Below are 20453 nucleotides of genomic sequence, written 5' to 3'. Positions count from 1 at the left end.
GTTATACTTTAGAATTTTGTTTTATAATACCCAAAAGATCTTTGGGATTCAATGGTTTCTTAATAAAATCAATGATTCCAAGTTTTTTGCCCTCAGACATCAATTCTTCGTCTAATATTCTGCTCATAAGGATGATTTTAACCTCATCGTCACGATCAATAAGCCATTGAGAAAACATGAGGCCATTTGCACCTGGTAATCTATAATCTATGATGACAAATTTGAATTTTTGATTTTCTATAAGCTGTTTTGCAGTAAATACATCTTGTGCATCTTGGGTAAAATAATTTTCTTTGTTAAGATATTTTGTGAGTAACTTACAAAAAACCACATCGTCTTCTACTATAAGAATATCCATCTGAATTAGATTAATTTATAAATGTATAACAAATTTCATGCTTCTTATATCTGCAATTGATCTAAAACCTTCAAAGCCAACAATTACTCTGAAATTTTTCAATAATCACTAAGATATGACTAGACATTAAATAGTTTGAAAGGGCCTCATAAGTGTAGGATAAATCCACACTTTATATAATGTGTTTTACAAATATAAACTCTAAATTTTTACTTTTTTTTGTACACTGTAGACTAGGTTTATATATTTTAGCAAGAAATTCTTGTGAGTAAACTATTAATTGTTGATGATGACCCGTTTTTCAATAAAACGTTGTCTAACTATCTAAGACGGTTCGATTATAATATTGATACGGCCACTTCTGCAGAAGAGGCTATTGAGCTTTTAAAAGAATTTACCTTCGACCTTGTCATTACAGATTACAGACTTCCAAATATGGATGGCCTGCAGCTGGTAGAAAAAATCAAAACAGAATGGAATTCTCCAGTAATTCTAATCACCAATTACTCCGACATTCGTACAGCCGTCAAATCTATAAAACTTGGTGCTTTTGAATTCGTGTCTAAACCCATTATTCCTGAAGAATTTAAAATTGTTATTGAAAAAGCTTTAGATACTCCAAACACTAAAACTACAACAACAAATAAAAATAAAACCAAAGCCTCCTCTGATTCCTCACTTTCGATTGTGAAAGGAAATACTGAAAAAGCAACAGAATTATGGTCCTACGCAAAACAGGTAGCTCCTACACAGATGTCTGTTCTTATAACAGGAGAAAGCGGAACAGGAAAAGAATATGTTGCCAAGTATATACACGAAAACAGTAAACGAAAAGACAAACCTTTTGTCGCAATAGATTGCGGTGCTCTTCCAGAAAGTATTGCTTCCAGTGAATTATTTGGTCATGTGAAAGGTGCTTTTACAGGTGCAGATCGAGATAAGAAAGGTCAATTTGAATATGCTAACGGTGGGACTTTGTTTCTTGATGAGATTGGGAATTTATCCTATGAATCTCAGGTAAAATTATTAAGAGTACTACAAGAACGAAAAATAAGACGTGTTGGTGGTAATCAGGAAATAGACATTGACGTGAGGATTATTGCTGCAACCAATGAAAACCTAGATTCCGCTATTGCTGAAAATGAATTCAGAAACGATTTATACCACCGACTTAATGAATTTTCATTGAATATTCCTTCATTGAAGGATAGACAAGAAGATCTTAAAGAATTCGTGGATTACTTTATTCAAGAAGCTTGCGAAGAACTTGACAAAGAAAAAGTAAGCATAGATAATCAAGTTTTAGAAGACCTTAAGAGTTACGACTGGCCTGGTAATCTTCGTGAATTGAAAAATCTGATGAAAAGAGCAGCGTTGCTTTGCCAGAATGGAACCATAGAACATAAACATCTACCACCTTCTATATTTGAAAAACAGGAAAAGGAAGCTAAACAGGTGATAAATTCTAACGATCTGAAAGAAGTGAAAGAACATCATGAGAGAGAAATTATCTTAAAATGTTTGGAGAAAAACAAATTCAATAAAAGTAAGACTGCTAAAGAATTGAATATTGACAGAACAACGCTTTATAATAAAATAAAAAGCCTTGGATTAGATGTTTAGAAAATAGTTTAGTCGATGAAACTTTTAAAATTCATTATATTTTTTTTGTTACTCGCTTGCATTCAAGCCTGCGGTCCCAGAAAATTACCTGATCGTTCCGTTAAGATTTATGAAGATCAGCTAAATTTAATTGATGGGAATTACCTCATAAATGCTTACGAAAGTCAATCTTTCTCTCCAAAACTTAAAGGCATTGATGAGTTTTTTGATATTCAAATTCCGCTTTCTGTAAGATTCGTTCATTTAAAATTTATAGATGATAAAACCTTGCAATTAAGTTACGATAGCGATGGATTAGATTTCAAGAAAACATTTAAAGGAGAACATAAGAATGGCTTTTTTTATTTTTCTAGTAAACGAAATTTTATCGGTATACCACTTACGGTTTATACCAAAGTCAATCAATTTGAACGCCTGGTGATGGGCAGTGACGATAATCTCATCTTAGAACGTTTTGATGAGAAGGTCTCCAGAGTTTTCAATTCAGTAGAAGAATCTTATTTCTGGGAGTCTTACTCCTACGATCGCCTTTACAAAGGCATACATTTAGATAATGCAAGACAATTGATTGAATAAAAAACTGCCTTGAAGCTTATTTGTCACACTGAACTAGTTTCAGTGTCTAGCAATACTAAGATTCTGAAATAAATTCAGAATGACAATTAAATATGCTTCAAGACAGTTATAAAGTCTTAACCTATCTACTAGTATGAAGTCGTTCTCAAGTAAGGCTTCACTTCTTTATAGTTTGGAAACTTTTCTTTTGCTTCTTCATCACTTACAGAAGGTGAAATAATCGCATCATCTCCCTGTTTCCAATCTGCTGGAGTAGCCAACTTATGATCTGCCGTCAATTGCAAGCTGTCTACTACACGTAATAGCTCATCAAAATTTCTACCTGTAGATGGTGGATAAGTCAACGTTAGTTTGATTTTTTTATCAGGTCCAATCACAAAGACAGAACGTACTGTCGCTTTTTCTGAAGTATTAGGGTGAATCATATCATACAGTTCAGCTACTTTTCTGTCCCCGTCAGCAATGATTGGGAAGTTGACTGTTGTGTTTTGTGTTTCATTGATGTCTTTGATCCATTCGTGATGATCTTCTACGGGATCAACACTCAATGCAATCACCTTCACTCCCCTTTTATCAAATTCATCTTTCAGCTGTGCCGTTCTACCAAGTTCAGTCGTGCACACCGGAGTGAAATCTGCTGGATGTGAATAAATAATTCCCCAGCTATCTCCTAACCAATCGTGAAATGAAATCTTTCCTTCGGTGGTTTCTGCGGTAAAATCTGGTGCAGTATCCCCCAATCTTAAATGTGCCATAATCAAATAAATTATAATGTTAGTATTCAGTTTTTAAATTGAAAATAAATTACGATCTAAAATTAAAGAATGATTCTGTAGGCTAGACCATTTATATCAAGTTTAGCGTTTTGTTTAGACTTGATTGAAAAAAAGACTGAACTGACTAATTTATTCTGCAAGTATAGCTGAATTCACGAAATCAACTTTCACTAATCCATCATCATCAATCTCATTCAAGATCACCTGATGTTTGGTATTGACCAATTCTGGGTTCCAAAAGGTTTTTACTTTCACGTAATTTTCTGTAAACCCATGGATGTACCCCGATTTATTTTCACCTTCAAACAAAACCTCGTGGGAGGAATTCAACTGACTTTCATAAAACGCCCGTCTTTTTTTAGCTGAAAGACCTCTTAGCATTTTGCTGCGTTTTTTTCTCACTTTTAGGGGAACTTCGCCTTCCATTTCGGCTGCTGGCGTGTTGTCCCGTTCAGAAAAGGTAAAGACATGCAGGTAAGAAATGTCCAATTCGTTTAAAAAATTGAAGGTTTCCAGAAATAAATCATCGGTTTCTCCTGGAAAACCGACAATAACATCAACACCAATACACGCGTTTGGCATTTTACTTTTGATGCGTTCTACTCTGTCCACGTAGAGTTCCTTCATGTAGCGGCGGCGCATTTTTTTCAAAAGTTCATTACTTCCGCTTTGAAGTGGAATATGAAAATGCGGTACAAAACAGTTGCTTGACGCCACAAAATCTATGGTTTCATCTTTCAATAAATTGGGTTCTATAGAAGATATTCGCACTCTATCGATTCCTTCTACATAATCCAGGGCCTTGACAAGATCTAGAAACGTATGTTCGTGTTTTTTGTTCCCAAATTCACCTTTTCCATAATCACCAATATTGACGCCAGTTAAAACAATTTCTTTGATGCCTTGTTCAGATATTTCTTTGGCATTAGAAAGTACATTTTCCAATTTATCTGATCTTGAAATGCCTCTAGCCAACGGAATGGTGCAGTATGTACATTTGTAATCACAACCATCCTGAACTTTCAAAAAAGCTCTGGTTCTGTCTCCGATAGAATAAGAACCCACATAAAAATCAGCTTCATCAATTTCGCAAGAATGCACTTCTCCAAAGTCATTTTTAGACAGATCTGTGATGTAGTCGGTAACTTTAAACTTTTCTGTGGCTCCTAGTACCAAATCCACACCATCAACCTCCGCAAGCTCCTCGGGCTTCAATTGCGCATAGCAACCAATGCCAATTACAAAAGCATCAGGATTGGTTTTCTGGGCTTGTTTCACGATGGTTTTAAAGCGTTTATCTGCATTTTCGGTCACGCTACAGGTATTGATTACCACCACATCCGGATCGTTTTCAAATTCCACCCGCTCGTAACCTTCGTCTTCAAAATTCCTGGCAATGGTGGACGTTTCAGAGAAATTCAGCTTACAGCCTAAGGTGTAAAATGCAACTTTGGGTTGGGACATAATTTAGTTTTTGAGGATTAAATCTCTCGGAGACAAATTCAGAAGAAACCTCTATATTCGCAATTGTTTGCAAAGATACCAACTAAAATTTATTCCCGAAAATTGAACTCCCACTCTATTTCATTTTTACTGTTTCTGCTGAATGTCATCCTGCTTACGTCATGCTCCAACTCCAATTCTAACGACCGCGATCACCTTGTCTTTAGGTACAATGAACACGCCAACATCACTTCTCTGGATCCCGCATTTGCCAAAGATCAACGAAACATCTGGCCAACGCAGCAGCTTTACAATACTTTGGTAAAGCTCGATAAAAACTTAACTCCTGAAGGTGACATTGCCCAAAGCTGGTCGATTGCTGAAGATGGGTTGACTTACAGGTTTCAATTAAGAGAAGATGTGTTTTTTCATAAACATGGAGTTTTTGGAAAAGATTCCACTCGCATTGTAGAAGCCTCCGATGTAGAGTACAGCCTAAAACGGCTTACAGATCCTAAAGTAGCCTCGCCAGGAAGCTGGGTGATGGCCAATGTGAAACGCATAGAAGCCATTGATGACTCAAGAGTTGAAATCGAATTAAAACAGAAATTCCCAGCCTTTCTTGGCTTATTGAGTACTAAATTCTGTTCCATCCTGCCTGTAGAAATGGAAGACTTGGATTTTCAAGAAGCGCCGATTGGTACAGGGCCTTTTAAATTTAAACGCTGGGAAATTGGAGAAAAATTGGTGTTGAGAAAAAATGAACTTTACTTTAAGACGGATGCTGAAGGTCAGCAATTACCATATTTAGAAGCAGTTGCCATCACATTTTTGCCCGATAAACAAAGTGAGTTTTTAGCCTTTGTACAAGGAAAACTGGATTTTATAAGTGGTCTCGACCCTTCTTACAAAGATGAATTGATAACGATGAATGGCGATCTTAACCCAAAATTTGCAGCTGATATCGCTATGGAAAAAAGTCCGTACCTCAATACAGAGTATCTGGGCTTTTATCTGGACTCGGAGACTGAAGAAGTAAAATCCAAACCCTTCCGTCGAGCTATCAATCTCGCTTTCGACCGGGATAAGATGATGAAGTTCCTCAGAAATAACATTGGAATTCCTGCTCACAAGGGTTTTATTCCTGAAGGACTAGCAGGACGTTCCAAAACCCAAGGCTATACTTATCAACCAGAGAAAGCACGCCAATTGATACAAGATTTTAAGGATGAGACTGGGATTTCCAGACCAAAACTCAGCATCAGTACCAATCCGTCTTATATTGATTTGGTTGAGTTTATTCAGAAGGAAGTTCAGAAAATTGGCGTCCGCGTGGAAATTGATGTGATGCCGCCTTCCACCATTCGCCAGAAGCGATCGGCTGGACAATTGGATAATTTTAGAGCGAGCTGGATAGCAGATTATCCAGATGCAATCAACTATTTGTCTTTGTTTTATAGTGACAACTTCTCGCCAAACGGGCCCAATTACACGCATTTTAAAAATGAAACTTTTGATGAGCTTTATGAGGAAGCCTTAAGCATTACCGAGGATTCCTTGAGATATGAGCTCTATTCACAAATGGATTCTCTACTTATTGAGGAAGCACCAGTGATCCCGCTTTATTATGATGAAGTCGTAAGATTTCGATCAAAGGCTGTTGAAGGCCTGGGCATCAATCCGTTTAATCTTTTGGACCTTTCTGAAGTCAAAAAAACTAAGTAGAGCTATAATTGATGGTGCTTTACTAGAAATTCCTTTTCTATATTTGAAAAAATCTATTGTATGGACCTTTCAAGTTTGATTTTCGTGGGTGTGCTGGCTTCAGTTTTGGGAGTTGTCATCACCAAATTGATAGACCGCACGACAATATCCAAATGGAAAACCACTTCGTCTCATTTTGAAACGCTTTACACGGAAAGCCTTCAGAGAGAGGAAAAAGCCAAAGACGATTACTTGAAAACCACCGAAAAGCTTCAGGCTGAATTGAAATCTGAATTAAGTGAACGTTATCACATTCAGAATAAATTGACCCAAAAAGAAACTGAAATTGAAGGTTTACAGCGGCAGTGGGCAGAACAAAAGACAGAAATGCAGGCCTTGCAGAAAAAATTTGGTGAAGAGTTTGAAAACTTAGCCCAGCGAATTTTGGAACAGAAATCTGAAAAGTTCACGCTGGAAAACAAACGCAACCTCTCCCATATTTTGGACCCCTTGAAGGAAAGGCTCACTTCTTTTGAAACCAAAATTGAAAAAACAAATACTGATTTCCTTAAAGGTCATTCCCAACTAGGTGAACAGCTGAAACACTTAAATGAGCAGAATTTAAAAATTTCTGAAGAGGCCAATAACTTGACTAAAGCCTTGAAAGGCGACAATAAAACACAGGGCAACTGGGGAGAAATGATTTTGGAAAAGGTATTGCAAAAGTCTGGTTTGGTGAAAGGGCGTGAATATGAAATCCAAAAGCACTTTAAAGATGAGCAAGGCGTAAGTCAACTGCCTGATGTGGTGGTGTATTTGCCAAACGAAAAGCAGATGGTGATTGACTCCAAAGTAAGTCTGAAAGCTTATGAACATTATGTGAATGCTGATAATGAACAGGAGAAACAGCTTCATTTGAAAGCTCACGTGAAATCGCTGGAAAATCATCTTAAGGGCTTAAAAGAGAAACGCTATGAGCTTTTGGGCGGTGAAGCTTCTCCAGATTTTATCCTGATGTTTATCCCAGTAGAACCTGCACTGTTTCTTGCGCAGAGTGAAAATTCCAACTTTTTTTATTCTGCGTTTCAGGATAATATTTTGATGGTGAGTCCTACGACTTTACTATCGACTCTACGAACGGTAGATATGGTGTGGAGCAATGAAAAACAGCAGCAAAATGCGCTTGAGATTGCTAAACATGCAGGGGATTTATACGATAAATTCGTGAACTTGATAGAGGGATTGGATGCCGTAGGCAACCGAATTGACTCAACCAAAACGGCTTACGATCAGGCAATGAAGAAATTGACAGGACAGCAGAATCTCATCAAAGACGTGGAAGCCTTGAAGGAATTTGGCGTGACCACCAAAAAAAGCATTAACTCTAAATGGATTTCTAAATCATAAAAACCAACACTAATGACCACTAAATTTAAACATAGTTCTGAATCCGCTGTGATTCTAAGTCAATTGATGCTTCCCTCCCATTCCAATTTTGGAGGAAAAATACATGGAGGATTTATCTTATCACTTCTGGATCAAGTTGCTTTTGCATGCGCTTCCAAGCATTCTGAAAACTATTGCGTCACCGCTAGTGTAGACAGAGTTGATTTTCTAAACCCAGTGGAAGTTGGAGAGCTACTCACCTTAAAATCCACAGTCAATTATGTTGGTCGAACATCTATGGTAGTAGGCGTAAGAGTAGAATCTGAGCATATTCATGATGGTTCCAAAAAACACTGCAATTCCTCCTATTTCACGATGGTCGCTAAAGATGAAAGTGGAAAATCTGCAAAAGTTCCAGGCTTGAAATTAAAATCTGAAGATGATTATAGACGTTTTATAAAAAACATAAAGCGAATGGAAAACAGAAAAAGACATGATGAAATTTTTTCAAATTTTGAATTTGATAAAAAAGAGTATCAAAAAGTATTGAAAGATTATAATGTAATTATGAAATAATTTAAACTTATTCTAAATTATTTAATAGTTTTAAGATTTAAATACCTAAAAACCATTTTTTTTAATAAGATGTTAAATTCAATTCAAAAACTACATCTTAATTTATCAATCTTAAAGCGTGAATAATATTATAAAAGTAAAAAGACCCCTTTTTATAAAGGGGTCTTTTTACTTTTATAATACTTTGTTGTAGTTTTACCTCTAAAATTTAGGGGTAATGAAAAAAATAGAAGCAATTATTCGGAAATCACGCTTTGACGAAGTAAAGGAAGCTTTGCATAGCATTAAGGTGAATTTTTTCAGCTATTGGGATGCCACTGGTGTGGGAAATGAACAGCAAGGACACGTTTACAGAGGGATTTCTTATAGTACTACAGATATTCAGAGGCGATATTTAGTCATTATCATCTCTGATGAATTTGTAGAAAAAACGGTAGATACACTTATAAAACATTCTAAAACTGGTGATGTAGGAGATGGTAAAATATTCATCTCGAATATTGAAGATTGCATTAGAATAAGAACTAACGAAAGAGGAACAAAAGCAATAAACTAAAAAATTATGGATCAAGCTTTATTTACAGCAAACAACCTTTGGATGATGATTTGTGTTGCATTAGTTTTTATAATGCATTTAGGATTTTCACTATTAGAAATTGGTTTAACACGACAAAAGAATTCAATAAATATACTTTTTAAAAATTTTTTTATCATTTGTTCTGGTCTTGTACTGTATTATATCATAGGATTTAATTTAATGTATCCCGGAGAATTTAATGGCTGGTTAGGCTTGAGTGGAATTGGACTTGAATTACCAGAGAATGGACTAACTGAAGCTTATGCTGACGGAGGGTATACCTACTGGACAGATTTTCTCTTCCAAGGTATGTTTGCAGCAACTGCAGCAACAATCGTTTCTGGAGCTGTCGCAGAGCGAATCAAAATTGGAGCTTTTATTATATTCTCTATTATTTATGTAGGAATTATCTATCCAATAAGCGGATCATGGCTTTGGGGAGGTGGTTTTTTAAGTGATTTTGGATTTTACGATTTTGCCGGCTCCACCCTTGTGCATTCTGTAGGTGGATGGGCAGCACTTATGGCAGTGGTTTTTCTAGGACCTAGAATTGATAAATTTAAAGACAATAAAATATTTGCGATTCCAGGGCATAACATTCCATTAGCAGCTACAGGAGTTTTTCTACTCTGGTTTGGTTGGTTTGGTTTTAATGGTGGTTCTGTGCTTTCTGCAGAAACTTCAAGTACATCATTAGTACTAGTGACAACCAGTCTTGCTGCAGCTGCAGGAGGCCTTGGAGCCTGTGCTAGTAGCTATATGGTTTTTAAAAATTTTGATGTAACCATGTTCATGAATGGAATTTTGGGTGGTTTGGTAGGAATTACAGCAGGTGCAGATTTGATGTCACCAATGGAGGCAATTATAATTGGTCTTATTGCAGGTTTGATTATTGTCTTAGCTGTAAAACTTATGGATATTTTGAAAGTAGATGATCCTGTAGGGGCTATTCCAGTCCACTTATGTTGTGGTATTTGGGGAACTCTGGCTGTTGGGATTTTTGGGAGTATGGCAAGTTTAAATCAATTTTTTATTCAATTTGCATCATTGATGACGGTGGGTGGTTTTTGCTGTCTTAGTGCTTGTGTAATTTTGATACCACTGAAAAAAATCTACGGATTAAGAGTTTCTTCAAAGCACGAAGTCGAAGGATTAGATATCCATGAACATGGAATGGATGCTTACGCAGACTTTGGCTTAAATCAACATTAAGTTAATGTTTCACATTATACCTTCTTGCTGAAGGCGGACTTGTAGCAGAATCCTTTTGCCATTTATTCATAAGCTCCATAAGTTGTATATCAATTTTTGGAGCTTGTTCTTCCAGTGAACCAGACTGAAACTCTCTTTGCAAAATATCTTCAATATAAAAATCTTCTTTATTTTCAGCTGGGTTGTACTCCTCCTTTAAGGATATACTAAAAAAGTTGGCTGTAGAATTGTACCAAAATGCTCTCCAGCCTGAGCGTAAATCCTTAACAACATCAAATGTAGTTTCTCCTGTTTGGCGATGAATCAGCTTCACTAAAATTTGACCTTCAATTTTAGTAAGTTTTTTTAATTCATCTGTAAATTCTTCCTCTACATATTTTTGAACCACTTTGGTATACTTCCGCTTACCCCTTTTGGATTCAATATTTTCGAGACGCTGGTTTAAAACTTCAAAGCGTTCTGAAGCCAATTTAGCATAAGGCCAAACTTTTTTTGTTTTGCGTTTCAAAATAAGATAGCTCCTAAAGTCATCTCTGCTTTCAAATCTCAGTTTTGGAAGAATGAGAACTTCGTCGAGTTCCACCTCACTTACCCATGAAGAATCTTTACTCATGATTAGAAACTTTTTATTCTGCTGATCTGGAACAGTGGAAATTTCTTTGTATTTCAATTCTTGAGCACTGAGCGAAACACCTAAGAGCAAACAAAAATAAAAGGCATTTTTCACTACAATTGAATTTACCATCATATAAACTAAAATCATTCCAAAATTAAGGATTCGTTTTCAACTATATCTCAATACTTTACTAAATTAGCGCAACAAAACAGAGAGATATGAACGAAAATTCGCTAAAATTTTTAGAAAAATACTTAAATAATGCTGCACCGACAGGATATGAGTCTGAAGGACAAAAATTATGGATGGAGTATCTTAAACCCTATGTAGATGAATTCATTACCGATACTTACGGTACTGCGGTAGGAGTTATCAATCCAGAAGCTGAATTCAAAGTTGTGATAGAAGGCCATGCCGATGAAATTTCATGGTATGTTAATTATATCACAGATGATGGGTTAATTTACGTGATAAGAAATGGTGGTAGCGATCATCAAATCGCAACTTCTAAACGCGTAAATATTCATACTAAAAAAGGAATTGTAAAAGGCGTTTTTGGTTGGCCTGCAATTCATACCAGAGATAAGTCGAAAGAAGAAACTCCCAAAATCGAAAACATTTGTATTGATGTAGGCTGTTCCAACAAAGAAGAAGTTGAAGAACTTGGTGTACATGTAGGCTGTGTGATTACTTATCCTGATGAATTTTTTATTCTGAATAAAAATAAATTTGTTTGCAGAGGTCTGGATAATAGAATGGGCGGTTTTATGATCGCTGAAGTGGCCAGAATGCTCAAAGAAAACAAAATAAATTTACCGTTTGGTCTATACATTACCAATTCAGTTCAGGAAGAAATTGGCTTGCGTGGAGCTGAAATGATTAGCAATACCATCAAACCTAACGTTGCGATTGTAACCGATGTTTGTCACGATACCACTACTCCAATGATTGATAAAAAGAAAGAAGGCTTAACCAAAATTGGAGCTGGACCAGTTATCAGCTATGCCCCAGCAGTTCAAAATAAATTACGAGAATTGCTCATTGACACTGCAGAAAAACACAATATCCCTTTTCAACGATTAGCAGCAAGCAGAATGACAGGAACTGACACAGATGCTTTTGCATATAGTAATGGCGGTGTCGCTTCAGCATTAATTTCTTTACCATTACGATACATGCACACCACAGTAGAAATGGTTCATCAAGAAGATGTTGAAAATGTCATTCAACTGATTTACAACTCTTTATTAGAAATCAAAGAGGGAGAAAAATTTAGTTATTTTGATTAAATTGATTTTTTCATAAACCAAAAAAAGCAGCCCATTTGGGCTGCTTTTTTTGGTACTTGAAATTCTTTTAATTTTTGATGATTTTTTTTGTAAAAGTTTTGTTGTTAGAGTTTATTCTCACCAAGTAAGCACCTTCTGTTAGATTCGAAATGTTTATTTCTTTATGATTTGAACTTTTTATTACAGTTTGACCTAACAAATTAAAGATTTCAATTTCAAATTTTGATAACTCTGTTTTTACATTAATGATATCAGTTGCTGGGTTTGGGTATAAATCAAAATATAAATCAGTGAAATTAGAAATATCTAATGTTGTATTCCGGAATTCATAAACAGTATTTTCTGGTATTGTACCACTAAGCACGTAAGGTTCATCTAAAAACTGTCCTGCTAGTATGGTTAATACCGTAGGATCTTCAGGGAGTTCTGTTAGAAAATAGGCATTATCTAAAAATCCATCATTTAAAAGATCATAAGAAGAAGCAACAGCGACGGTTGTTCCACCTAAGGAATCATAAACCTCCTCAACATTATTGATCTGAACAGGACCATAGTGATATTCAATTTTATTTAAATTCTCATAAAGCCACATTTGAACATTCATAAAATCCTCTCCTGTTTCGTCATCAAAAAAACCAACATTCTTCCATTGAATTTTTAGAATTTTACCGTCAGGCCCATTTTCTGACTTGTAAGATATCTCTGACTCTGACACATTAGTACTGAACCCCCTATCGATGTAATCCAACGTAGTCGGGACAAAAATAGGAGAATTATCGAAATCATTTGAGCTTAGGGTGACTTCGGCTCCTAGTGAAAACTCACTATCAATATATAATGTATTAAAAACATTGGTACTTAATACAAAGTCAAATCCAAGTGGAATAACTAGATCCGGATCATCCCACACCTGACCGTTTGTAAGTGAAATAGGATTATCCAAATCTTCGTAAGTTTCTGAACGTGTAATAACTTCAAAATCAGTTTGAGCAAAAAATTTGAAGGTTAAAAAGAAAACACAGATGTAAAGTTTTTTCATGATTTTTATTGTAAAAATATGATAAAAACTTATTCAAAATTCTCCTTTTTATATTTATCATCCCAATTTTTAATTTGGGGCTCACCTAATTTGTTTTGTGATTTCGCTACCAGCATAGAAACAGCTGCATCTCCAGTGACATTCACACTTGTCCTCAGCATATCCAAAGGTCTATCTACTGCAAAAATAAGAGCTAAACCCGCCTCAGGAATACCAGCCTGACCCAAAACAATGACGAGCATTACCATTCCAGCTCCTGGTACAGCAGCAGACCCTATAGAAGCTAAAGTAGCAGTGGCTATAATGCCTAATTGTGCAGCAAAACTTAAATCCATTCCAAAGGCTTGTGCGATGAATACAGCAGCAACAGCCTGGTACAGACTTGTCCCATCCATATTTATAGTTGCTCCAATTGGCAATACAAAGCTAGAAACTTGTGGATGAACGCCTAAATGTTCTTCTACTCGTTCCATGGTAACTGGCAAAGTTGCAGCACTGGAGCTTGTTGAAAAAGCTAGTAGCTGTGCCGGTGAAATTCCATTGAGAAAAAATCGTGGTGACTTCTTTGTAAAAATTCCTACAATCAATGCGTAAACAAATATCATAAGTAACAAACCACCAACAACACATAAAGCATAATAACCTAGAGCGATAAATAAATCTGTACTGGGAGCTTCAACAACTAAAGCAGCAAGTAGTGCAAACACCCCATATGGGGCTGCCAGCATTATCAAATCTATCATTTTTAAAATGACTTCGTTTAGAGAGTCAAAAAACTCCTTGATAGGCTGGGATTTTTTTTCGGGAATAAGAATCATCCCTATTCCAAAGAAGATAGCAAAGAAAATCACCTGAAGCATATTTGCATTACTAGATGCTGCACCAAAAATATTGTCCGGCACGAGATCTTCAAGAGCCTGAAGAGGTCCCGACTCTTTTTGCTTTTCTGCATTTTGTCTTGTCATCTCAGCATCGCCACCATAGCTTTCTACCAGTTCTTCTCTCGTGTCGCTTTCAATACTTTTTCCAGGTTCAAAAACATTTACAATAATAAGTCCAATACTTACGGCAATAATTGTAGTCGTCAGGTAGGTCAGTATAGTTCTCAATCCCATTTGGGATAAACTTGAGATATCTTTCAAGTCGGAAACTCCTTTGATAAGTGAAGCTAGAATTAAAGGAACAGCAATGAGCTTTAGAGCATTTATGAAGATAGTACCAAAAGGTTTTATCCAATCTGTTATAAATCCACTTCCCCATTGGAAATTGGATAAAATAAAAGCAAATACGATCCCTAGGCCCATTCCAATAAGAATTTGCCAGTGTAATTCTAATTTTTTCATTTAATTGAGAGATTTGTTTAGTAAATAAGCATCTGCAAGGACTAGAGCCGCCATAGCTTCTACTACGGGAATAGCTCTTGGAACTACACACGGATCATGTCTGCCTTTACCATGCATTTCTACTTCTTCTGAATTTTTGTTGATGGTTTGTTGTTTCTGCATTAAAGTAGCAACTGGTTTGAATGCAACTCTGAAGTTAATATCCATTCCATTAGAAATCCCACCTTGGATGCCTCCACTATGATTCGTTTTGGTACTTCCATCAGTATTAAACAAGTCATTGTGTTCGCTTCCTTTCATAGAAATACCATCAAAACCAGAACCATAATCAAAGCCTTTAACAGCGTTTATGGTCATCATAGCTTTTCCAAGATTGGCGTGTAATTTTTCAAAAATAGGATCTCCCAGGTTTTTGGGAACGTTAGAAATTATACATTTCACAATTCCACCGATTGTATCTCCTTGCTTTCGGATTTCTTTAATATAATCTTCCATCTGTGAAGCCATTTGTTCATTTGGACACCTCACAGGATTATTTTCTATTTCAGAAAAATCAATAGAATCCTGTTCAGTAAGTTGTAACGAGCCAACTGAGTGAGTATAAGCAGTAAAGGTAACTTCACTTAATATTTGTTTTGCGATGGCTCCAGCAACCACCCATGAAGCGGTTTCTCTGGCGCTAGACCTTCCTCCTCCTCTATAATCCCTTTGCCCATATTTTTGATCATAAGTATAGTCTGCGTGATTTGGCCTGTATACATCTTTAATATGACCGTAGTCTTTAGATTTATTGTCTGTATTTTGAATTTCAAATCCGATAGGTAATCCTGTTGTTATTCCTTCAAAAACACCAGACTTGAAATGAACGATATCTGATTCCTTGCGCTGGGTTACAATAGAAGATTGACCAGGTTTTCTTCTGTCCAATTCTATTTGAATTTTTTCCAAATCCAGTTGAATTCCCGGCGGAACACCATCAAGAATACCACCGATGGAAACTCCGTGAGATTCACCATAAGTGGTGAGTTTTAAAAATTTTCCGAAGCTATTTGATGCCATGTGATGTTTTGAACAAATGTAATCGTTTTGAACAAATGTAATCGTTTTAGGCAATAATCAAAAAGCATTCAAAACAGATTACTTGATTTATGTAGCAATTATGCAAAATAAAGTAAAATTAAAGTTAACTATGACTATAAATACATAACGTGTAGCTTAAGCTTTGATAATCTAAAGTTTACTGTAATACATAGTTATATCTGTTACTTTGATCAAAACGACACATTTTGAAAAGAAGCGTAGATTTAATTGTTTTATCCGATATTCATCTTGGGACTTTTGGCTGTCACGCGCAGGAGCTGCTTAATTATTTAAATTCTATTCAGCCCAAAAAAATAATCTTAAATGGAGACATAATCGATATTTGGCAATTCAGAAAAAACTACTTCCCTAAAACTCACCTTGAGATTATTAAAACACTCATAGAATTTTCGATGTCTGGATCAGAAATTGTCTACATAACTGGTAATCATGATGAAATGTTGAGAAAATTGAGCGATTTTGAAATTGGGAATATAAAACTAGTTGATAAGTTAATTTTGGATCTTGATGGCAAAAAAGCATGGTTTTTTCATGGAGATGTCTTTGATATATCTGTTCAAAATGCCAAATGGATCGCAAAACTGGGTGGATGGGGTTATGATTTCTTAATTTTAGGAAATAGATCTTTAAATTTTTTTCTAATGAAACTGGGGAAAGAAAAATATTCTTTATCCAAAAAAATTAAAAATTCAGTTAAGAAGGCGGTCAAGTTTGTAGATGATTTTGAGAAAACTGCGACTGATCTGGCAATTGAAAATGGATACCATTACGTCATCTGTGGTCATATTCATCAGCCCCAGATATCTCGTAAGGTGAATAAAAACGGTACGTGTTTGTATCTAAACTCTGGTGACTGGGTTGAAAATCTTACTGCCTTAGAGTATCACAATAAGCGCTGGGAACTATTTCATTACAGCAAATTTGAAAAAGACTCCAAAGAGTCTTCATCAAATGGGCCTGTTGATTTTATAAGTGCTTTTGCAGTTTTTTCAAGTAAGAATATGAAAAGCGGATAAATTAGCGTTATTTGTATACATACTATTACATTATGAAAAAGCTCAATTTAATTCTCATATTAATATTTACCACATTACTCATAATATCCTGTTCGGATGAAGATGATACTTTTTTAGTTTCAGATACAGATTATTTCCCTTTAGAAGTAGACAACTCCTGGACTTATGAAAATGAATTGAATCAAAATTCAGAAAGCCTGGAAGGGCTAGAAACCTTGACTGTAAACGAACAAAGCCAAAATCGTTTCAGCTTTACTCAAACAGTCACAAACCTTGGTGGATTTTATACTGGGGTTTTGTCTTCTGGCGAAGTCTATAAACAAGATGGAAATCGTAAAATTATCTACGATGGAGAATTTTCAATTCAACTAGAGAATAATTTACCCTCCCTTAATATTCCTCTTCAGGAGGTGGTTCTCTATGATGCCAATTTGTCTCAGGCAAGTATAATGTCTTCCAATTCTGGAGAGTTTCAGCAAGATATCAATGGATTTCCAGTAGATTTTAATTATGAAATCAATTCTATTCATAATGGGTTTTCTGCTGAAGAAATCATAAATAACGAGACCTATCAAGATGTTTTTGTTTCAGAAATTCAAGTTTTGCTCTCGGCAAGTGCATTCTTAGTTTTTACAAACTTTACAATTTTGCAAGAACAAACTGTAACAACGATAACCAATTACTATGCTAAAGACATTGGTTTAATCTCCAGTGAGGTATCTACTGAAATAATTTTTGAAGATATACCTGAACAATTGGAGGTTGAAGTACCGGATGTGAACTTCACCTCTACCCAGCAGTTGCAAAGCTATTCTCTAAATACAAATTCATAATACATATCTGTTTAAAATTGAAACAGGATGCAATGCCTCTTTACCAGTTCCGTCTTTGATTTGATGTCTGCAGCTCGTACCATTGGCACAGATTGTTGCATCTGATTTTCTTACCGCAGGGAACAAAACCAATTCTCCTATAGCCTGGCTCACTTCGTAATGCTCCTTTTCATAACCGAAACTTCCAGCCATACCACAGCAGCCAGAAGGTATTAAGGTCACTTTAAAGTTTTTAGGTAAATTCATCAGGTTGAAAGTATGAATCTGACTAGACAAAGCCTTTTGATAGCAATGGTTGTGAATTTTGATTTCTTTATTTTCTTCTGAAAATTGATCTGAACTTATATTTCCAGCTTTAATTTCTGCATCCAAAAATTCTTCAATTAAAAATACATGCTTGGATAATTTTTCAGCCGAAGGTTTATCCGAAGCAAGCTTCAAATATTCATCTCTAAAGCTTAGCACAGTAGAGGGTTCGATACCAAGCAACGGGATTTCGTCTGTGACCACCGGTTCAAAGATCTTGACATTTTTATCAATAAAGGTTTGAGCTTCGTCCAATAATCCTTTAGAAAAATAGGCTCTACCACTTTCTTCGTGTTTTAATATTTTAACTTCATATCCCAGCTTGGTGAGCAGCTCTATGGCATCTAAACCAATGGTTACATCTAAATAATTTGAAAATTCATCTATAAATAAGTAAACTGATTTTTTCTTTTTTCCAATTGCCTTAAGAGATACTTGGCTCTTATTAATTTCAGCTCTTAAAGACTTGGAACTCAATTGTGGCAAGCTTCTTTCTTTAGCAATTCCAGCCGACTTTTTTACTAAACTTGAAGTCAATGAATTAGAGTTAAGCCAATTATAAATTGGGGCTACTGGAGAGGCAAGTTTATTGATCAGGTTGTTTTTTGCAAATACCTTGGTTCTTAGCTTGATTCCATTTGCCTTTTGGTATTGATAAAGAAATTCAGTTTTAAATGCACCAACATCTACGTTGCTAGGGCATTCATTCTTGCATGCTTTACAACTTATACATAAATCAAAAATTTCCTTGAGATCTTCATTATCAAAAGCATTTTTATCTTGATGATTGCTCGTAAGAACCTCTCTCAATAAATTAGCTCTTGCCCTAGTGGTGTCTTTTTCATTTTTGGTAGCTTGATAACTTGGACACATACCTCCTTCAAATTCATGAGATTTTCTGCAATCACCACTTCCATTGCACTGCTCGGCAGCTCTCAAAATTCCTAAGTTATTGGAAAAGTCCATTTTTGTAGAAATATCAGGCTCCACTCTATCCACTTCATATCGTAAATCTGAGTCAATAGGTTTAGGATTCACAATTTTCCCAGGATTGAATATATGATTGGGATCAAATACCCTTTTTATTTCCTGAAATACTTTATAACATTCTTCCCCAACAACAAGCCCTGTAAAAGGAGCTCTTACTCTACCATCACCGTGTTCTCCACTTAAAGCACCTCCATAAGATTTTACCAGGTGAGCAACGTCAGAAGAAATATGCTTAAACTCATCAACACCTTTAGAGGATTTTAAGTTTAAAATAGGTCTTAAGTGAAGTTCACCTGCACCAGCATGAGCGTAATAGACTGCTTTTTGATGGTAGGATTCCATGATTTTGGAAAAGTCTGATATATAATGTGGTAAATCTTCAACTGCAACTGAAGTGTCTTCAATACATGCTACTGCCTTGCTGTCACCTTTAAGATTGCCCAAAAGACCTAAGCCTGCTTTTCTCAATTCTACCGCAAGATCTATTTCTCCGTCCTTGAGGACTGGAGTAGCATATGCTTTGGTCGTTACTTTCAGGTCTCTTAGAAGAGACTTTACCTGACTAGAAAGGTCTTCAAGTGAATCTGACCTTAATTCAAGCATTAAAATAGCTTCGGGGTCTTTTTCAATGAAAAATCGATGATCTCTATACTTCATACTGTTTTTAGTACAGTCGAGTATAGTTTTATCCATCATCTCACAAGTATAGAGATTATGAGTCATTGTTGTTTCAACCGACTCGAGACAATCTGAAATACTGTGGTAATGAGCAGCAACCATAGCTGAAAATTCAGGCTGCAATTCATCTAATTTCAGCTCAAGTTCTGTGGCTATGAATAAGGTTCCTTCACTTCCGCTGAGAAGGTGGTTGAGGTTGAAATATTGATTTGAAGTATCTTTAAAAAAAGATTTATTATAAAGTTCATCAATAGCATACCCCGTATTTCTCCTGTGAATAGAAGATTTCGGAAATCCTTTTTCTAAGAGTATGTTGATATCCTCTCTTTGGAATAAATCATTAAAAAACTTGTATATATTCCCTTCGAGTGTATCCAAGTTCAGCTTTTCCTGAAATTCATTTTTATTAAGTGATTTTACCTCAATAAAACTACCATCAGATAAAAACCCTTTAGAAGAAATTATTTTATCTCTTGTAACACCATACTGGATAGAAGTTGTGCCTGATGAATTATTGCCAAACATACCACCTATGTTGCAGCGATTACTCGTTGAAGTGTTAGGACCAAAAAACAAATGCTCTGGCTTCAATCGTCTATTTAAAGCATCACGAACAACACCTGGTTGAAGCTTAATGCTCTTATTTTTTGTGTTGAATTCAATCTCGTTCGTAAAATATCGGCTTAAGTCTAAAATAATTCCATCTGTCACACATTGACCCGCTAAAGATGTTCCTGCAGCTCTTGGAGTTATTGACAGCTTATGCAGTTGAGCAAATTCTATGACTTTCTTAATGTCAGAATCATTTTTTGGATAAGTGACCGCTATAGGAATTTCACGATAAACTGAAGCATCTGTGGCATAAATTGACTTATGAAGATGATCAGTTTTAATTGAACCTGAAAGAGAATGGGATAAAGTTTTAAAAAGTGAATTTTCCATCTGGATATTATCTTCGTTCAAAAATACTATAGTTAACTCAATTTTGAACGTAAACAAACGATAAGATAT

The 20453-nt window shown here is 35.6% G+C and carries 18 protein-coding genes; 10 read left to right on the top strand and 8 right to left on the bottom strand.

The window, feature by feature from the left end; translation table 11 throughout:
* Position 1: 1 nt before the first annotated feature.
* Positions 2-358, bottom strand: a complete 357-nt coding sequence (locus tag LB454_RS00225) for a response regulator (protein ID WP_224462299.1) — start codon at positions 356-358, stop codon at positions 2-4.
* Between the two features lie 264 nt (positions 359-622).
* Here LB454_RS00225 and LB454_RS00220 point away from each other — a divergent pair, with 264 nt between their 5' ends.
* Positions 623-1981, top strand: a complete 1359-nt coding sequence (locus LB454_RS00220; protein ID WP_224462298.1) for a sigma-54-dependent transcriptional regulator — start codon at positions 623-625, stop codon at positions 1979-1981.
* A 15-nt stretch (positions 1982-1996) separates the two neighbouring features.
* Entirely contained in the window at positions 1997-2557 is a 561-nt protein-coding gene (locus tag LB454_RS00215; protein WP_224462297.1) for a hypothetical protein, read from the top strand.
* A gap of 128 nt (positions 2558-2685) precedes the next feature.
* On the opposite strand, the gene LB454_RS00210 is transcribed toward LB454_RS00215, so the two are convergent.
* A complete protein-coding gene (locus LB454_RS00210; protein WP_224462296.1) occupies positions 2686-3312 on the bottom strand; it encodes a peroxiredoxin in 627 nt (208 codons plus the stop codon).
* Between the two features lie 150 nt (positions 3313-3462).
* The gene (mtaB, locus tag LB454_RS00205; RefSeq protein ID WP_224462295.1) at positions 3463-4797 is read right to left on the bottom strand and encodes a tRNA (N(6)-L-threonylcarbamoyladenosine(37)-C(2))-methylthiotransferase MtaB; all 1335 of its coding nucleotides are present in this window, start codon (positions 4795-4797) and stop codon (positions 3463-3465) included.
* A 102-nt stretch (positions 4798-4899) separates the two neighbouring features.
* On the opposite strand from mtaB, the gene LB454_RS00200 reads away from it, so the two are divergent.
* The 5 genes from LB454_RS00200 to LB454_RS00180 all read left to right on the top strand — a co-directional run bounded on the left by LB454_RS00200 (position 4900) and on the right by LB454_RS00180 (position 10231).
* A complete protein-coding gene (locus tag LB454_RS00200; protein ID WP_224462294.1) occupies positions 4900-6501 on the top strand; it encodes an ABC transporter substrate-binding protein in 1602 nt (533 codons plus the stop codon).
* Positions 6502-6561: 60 nt separating this feature from the next.
* Positions 6562-7887 (top strand): DNA recombination protein RmuC, encoded by a 1326-nt coding sequence (gene rmuC, locus LB454_RS00195; protein ID WP_224462293.1) that lies wholly within the window; start codon positions 6562-6564, stop codon positions 7885-7887.
* A gap of 12 nt (positions 7888-7899) precedes the next feature.
* Positions 7900-8442, top strand: coding sequence for an acyl-CoA thioesterase (locus LB454_RS00190; RefSeq protein WP_224462292.1), 543 nt, complete (start codon positions 7900-7902; stop codon positions 8440-8442).
* Positions 8443-8659: 217 nt separating this feature from the next.
* On the top strand, positions 8660-8998 hold the full coding sequence (locus LB454_RS00185) for a P-II family nitrogen regulator (RefSeq protein ID WP_224462291.1): 339 nt from the start codon (positions 8660-8662) through the stop codon (positions 8996-8998).
* Positions 8999-9004: 6 nt separating this feature from the next.
* The gene (locus tag LB454_RS00180; protein WP_224462290.1) at positions 9005-10231 is read left to right on the top strand and encodes an ammonium transporter; all 1227 of its coding nucleotides are present in this window, start codon (positions 9005-9007) and stop codon (positions 10229-10231) included.
* Between the two features lies 1 nt (position 10232).
* Here LB454_RS00180 and LB454_RS00175 read toward each other — a convergent pair whose 3' ends face one another.
* Positions 10233-10994, bottom strand: coding sequence for a DUF4294 domain-containing protein (locus LB454_RS00175; protein WP_224462289.1), 762 nt, complete (start codon positions 10992-10994; stop codon positions 10233-10235).
* A gap of 71 nt (positions 10995-11065) precedes the next feature.
* Between LB454_RS00175 and LB454_RS00170 the strand changes: the two genes are divergently transcribed.
* On the top strand, positions 11066-12136 hold the full coding sequence (locus LB454_RS00170) for a M42 family metallopeptidase (RefSeq protein ID WP_224462288.1): 1071 nt from the start codon (positions 11066-11068) through the stop codon (positions 12134-12136).
* Between the two features lie 67 nt (positions 12137-12203).
* Here the strand turns inward: LB454_RS00170 and LB454_RS00165 are convergent, their stop codons facing one another.
* The 3 genes from LB454_RS00165 to aroC are packed head-to-tail and all read right to left on the bottom strand — an operon-like array spanning position 12204 to position 15577.
* On the bottom strand, positions 12204-13175 hold the full coding sequence (locus tag LB454_RS00165; protein ID WP_224462287.1) for a T9SS type A sorting domain-containing protein: 972 nt from the start codon (positions 13173-13175) through the stop codon (positions 12204-12206).
* A gap of 29 nt (positions 13176-13204) precedes the next feature.
* Positions 13205-14518, bottom strand: coding sequence for a dicarboxylate/amino acid:cation symporter (locus tag LB454_RS00160; protein ID WP_224462286.1), 1314 nt, complete (start codon positions 14516-14518; stop codon positions 13205-13207).
* On the bottom strand, positions 14519-15577 hold the full coding sequence (gene aroC, locus LB454_RS00155; RefSeq protein WP_224462285.1) for a chorismate synthase: 1059 nt from the start codon (positions 15575-15577) through the stop codon (positions 14519-14521).
* 224 nt (positions 15578-15801) lie between these two features.
* Here aroC and LB454_RS00150 point away from each other — a divergent pair, with 224 nt between their 5' ends.
* Together LB454_RS00150 and LB454_RS00145 are read left to right on the top strand one after the other, a co-directional pair.
* Positions 15802-16635, top strand: coding sequence for a UDP-2,3-diacylglucosamine diphosphatase (locus tag LB454_RS00150; RefSeq protein ID WP_224463848.1), 834 nt, complete (start codon positions 15802-15804; stop codon positions 16633-16635).
* A 32-nt stretch (positions 16636-16667) separates the two neighbouring features.
* Positions 16668-17468: a hypothetical protein gene (locus LB454_RS00145; protein ID WP_224462284.1), complete on the top strand. Its 801-nt coding sequence runs from the start codon at positions 16668-16670 to the stop codon at positions 17466-17468.
* On the opposite strand, the gene LB454_RS00140 is transcribed toward LB454_RS00145, so the two are convergent.
* Positions 17463-20384, bottom strand: coding sequence for an FAD-binding and (Fe-S)-binding domain-containing protein (locus tag LB454_RS00140; RefSeq protein ID WP_224462283.1), 2922 nt, complete (start codon positions 20382-20384; stop codon positions 17463-17465). The genes LB454_RS00145 and LB454_RS00140 overlap by 6 nt on opposite strands.
* Positions 20385-20453 lie beyond the last annotated feature (69 nt).

Origin of the sequence: Psychroflexus montanilacus (genome assembly GCF_020164535.1) — a bacterium.
GTDB lineage: Bacteria > Bacteroidota > Bacteroidia > Flavobacteriales > Flavobacteriaceae > Psychroflexus > Psychroflexus montanilacus.
The sequence above is the reverse complement of the archived record's forward strand: the minus strand, read 5'-3'. Positions and strand labels throughout refer to the sequence as shown.

Bases quoted from the DNA above. Each gene is read 5' to 3' on its own strand.
- mtaB (WP_224462295.1), bottom strand. From the start codon at position 4,797: ATGTCCCAACCCAAAGTTGCATTTTACACCTTAGGCTGTAAGCTGAAT.
- aroC (WP_224462285.1), bottom strand. From the start codon at position 15,577: ATGGCATCAAATAGCTTCGGAAAATTTTTAAAACTCACCACTTATGGT.
- LB454_RS00140 (WP_224462283.1), bottom strand. From the start codon at position 20,384: ATGGAAAATTCACTTTTTAAAACTTTATCCCATTCTCTTTCAGGTTCA.
- LB454_RS00170 (WP_224462288.1), top strand. From the start codon at position 11,066: ATGAACGAAAATTCGCTAAAATTTTTAGAAAAATACTTAAATAATGCT.
- LB454_RS00185 (WP_224462291.1), top strand. From the start codon at position 8,660: ATGAAAAAAATAGAAGCAATTATTCGGAAATCACGCTTTGACGAAGTA.
- rmuC (WP_224462293.1), top strand. From the start codon at position 6,562: ATGGACCTTTCAAGTTTGATTTTCGTGGGTGTGCTGGCTTCAGTTTTG.
- LB454_RS00160 (WP_224462286.1), bottom strand. From the start codon at position 14,518: ATGAAAAAATTAGAATTACACTGGCAAATTCTTATTGGAATGGGCCTA.
- LB454_RS00225 (WP_224462299.1), bottom strand. From the start codon at position 358: ATGGATATTCTTATAGTAGAAGACGATGTGGTTTTTTGTAAGTTACTC.
- LB454_RS00175 (WP_224462289.1), bottom strand. From the start codon at position 10,994: ATGATTTTAGTTTATATGATGGTAAATTCAATTGTAGTGAAAAATGCC.
- LB454_RS00215 (WP_224462297.1), top strand. From the start codon at position 1,997: ATGAAACTTTTAAAATTCATTATATTTTTTTTGTTACTCGCTTGCATT.
- LB454_RS00165 (WP_224462287.1), bottom strand. From the start codon at position 13,175: ATGAAAAAACTTTACATCTGTGTTTTCTTTTTAACCTTCAAATTTTTT.
- LB454_RS00190 (WP_224462292.1), top strand. From the start codon at position 7,900: ATGACCACTAAATTTAAACATAGTTCTGAATCCGCTGTGATTCTAAGT.
- LB454_RS00145 (WP_224462284.1), top strand. From the start codon at position 16,668: ATGAAAAAGCTCAATTTAATTCTCATATTAATATTTACCACATTACTC.
- LB454_RS00180 (WP_224462290.1), top strand. From the start codon at position 9,005: ATGGATCAAGCTTTATTTACAGCAAACAACCTTTGGATGATGATTTGT.
- LB454_RS00210 (WP_224462296.1), bottom strand. From the start codon at position 3,312: ATGGCACATTTAAGATTGGGGGATACTGCACCAGATTTTACCGCAGAA.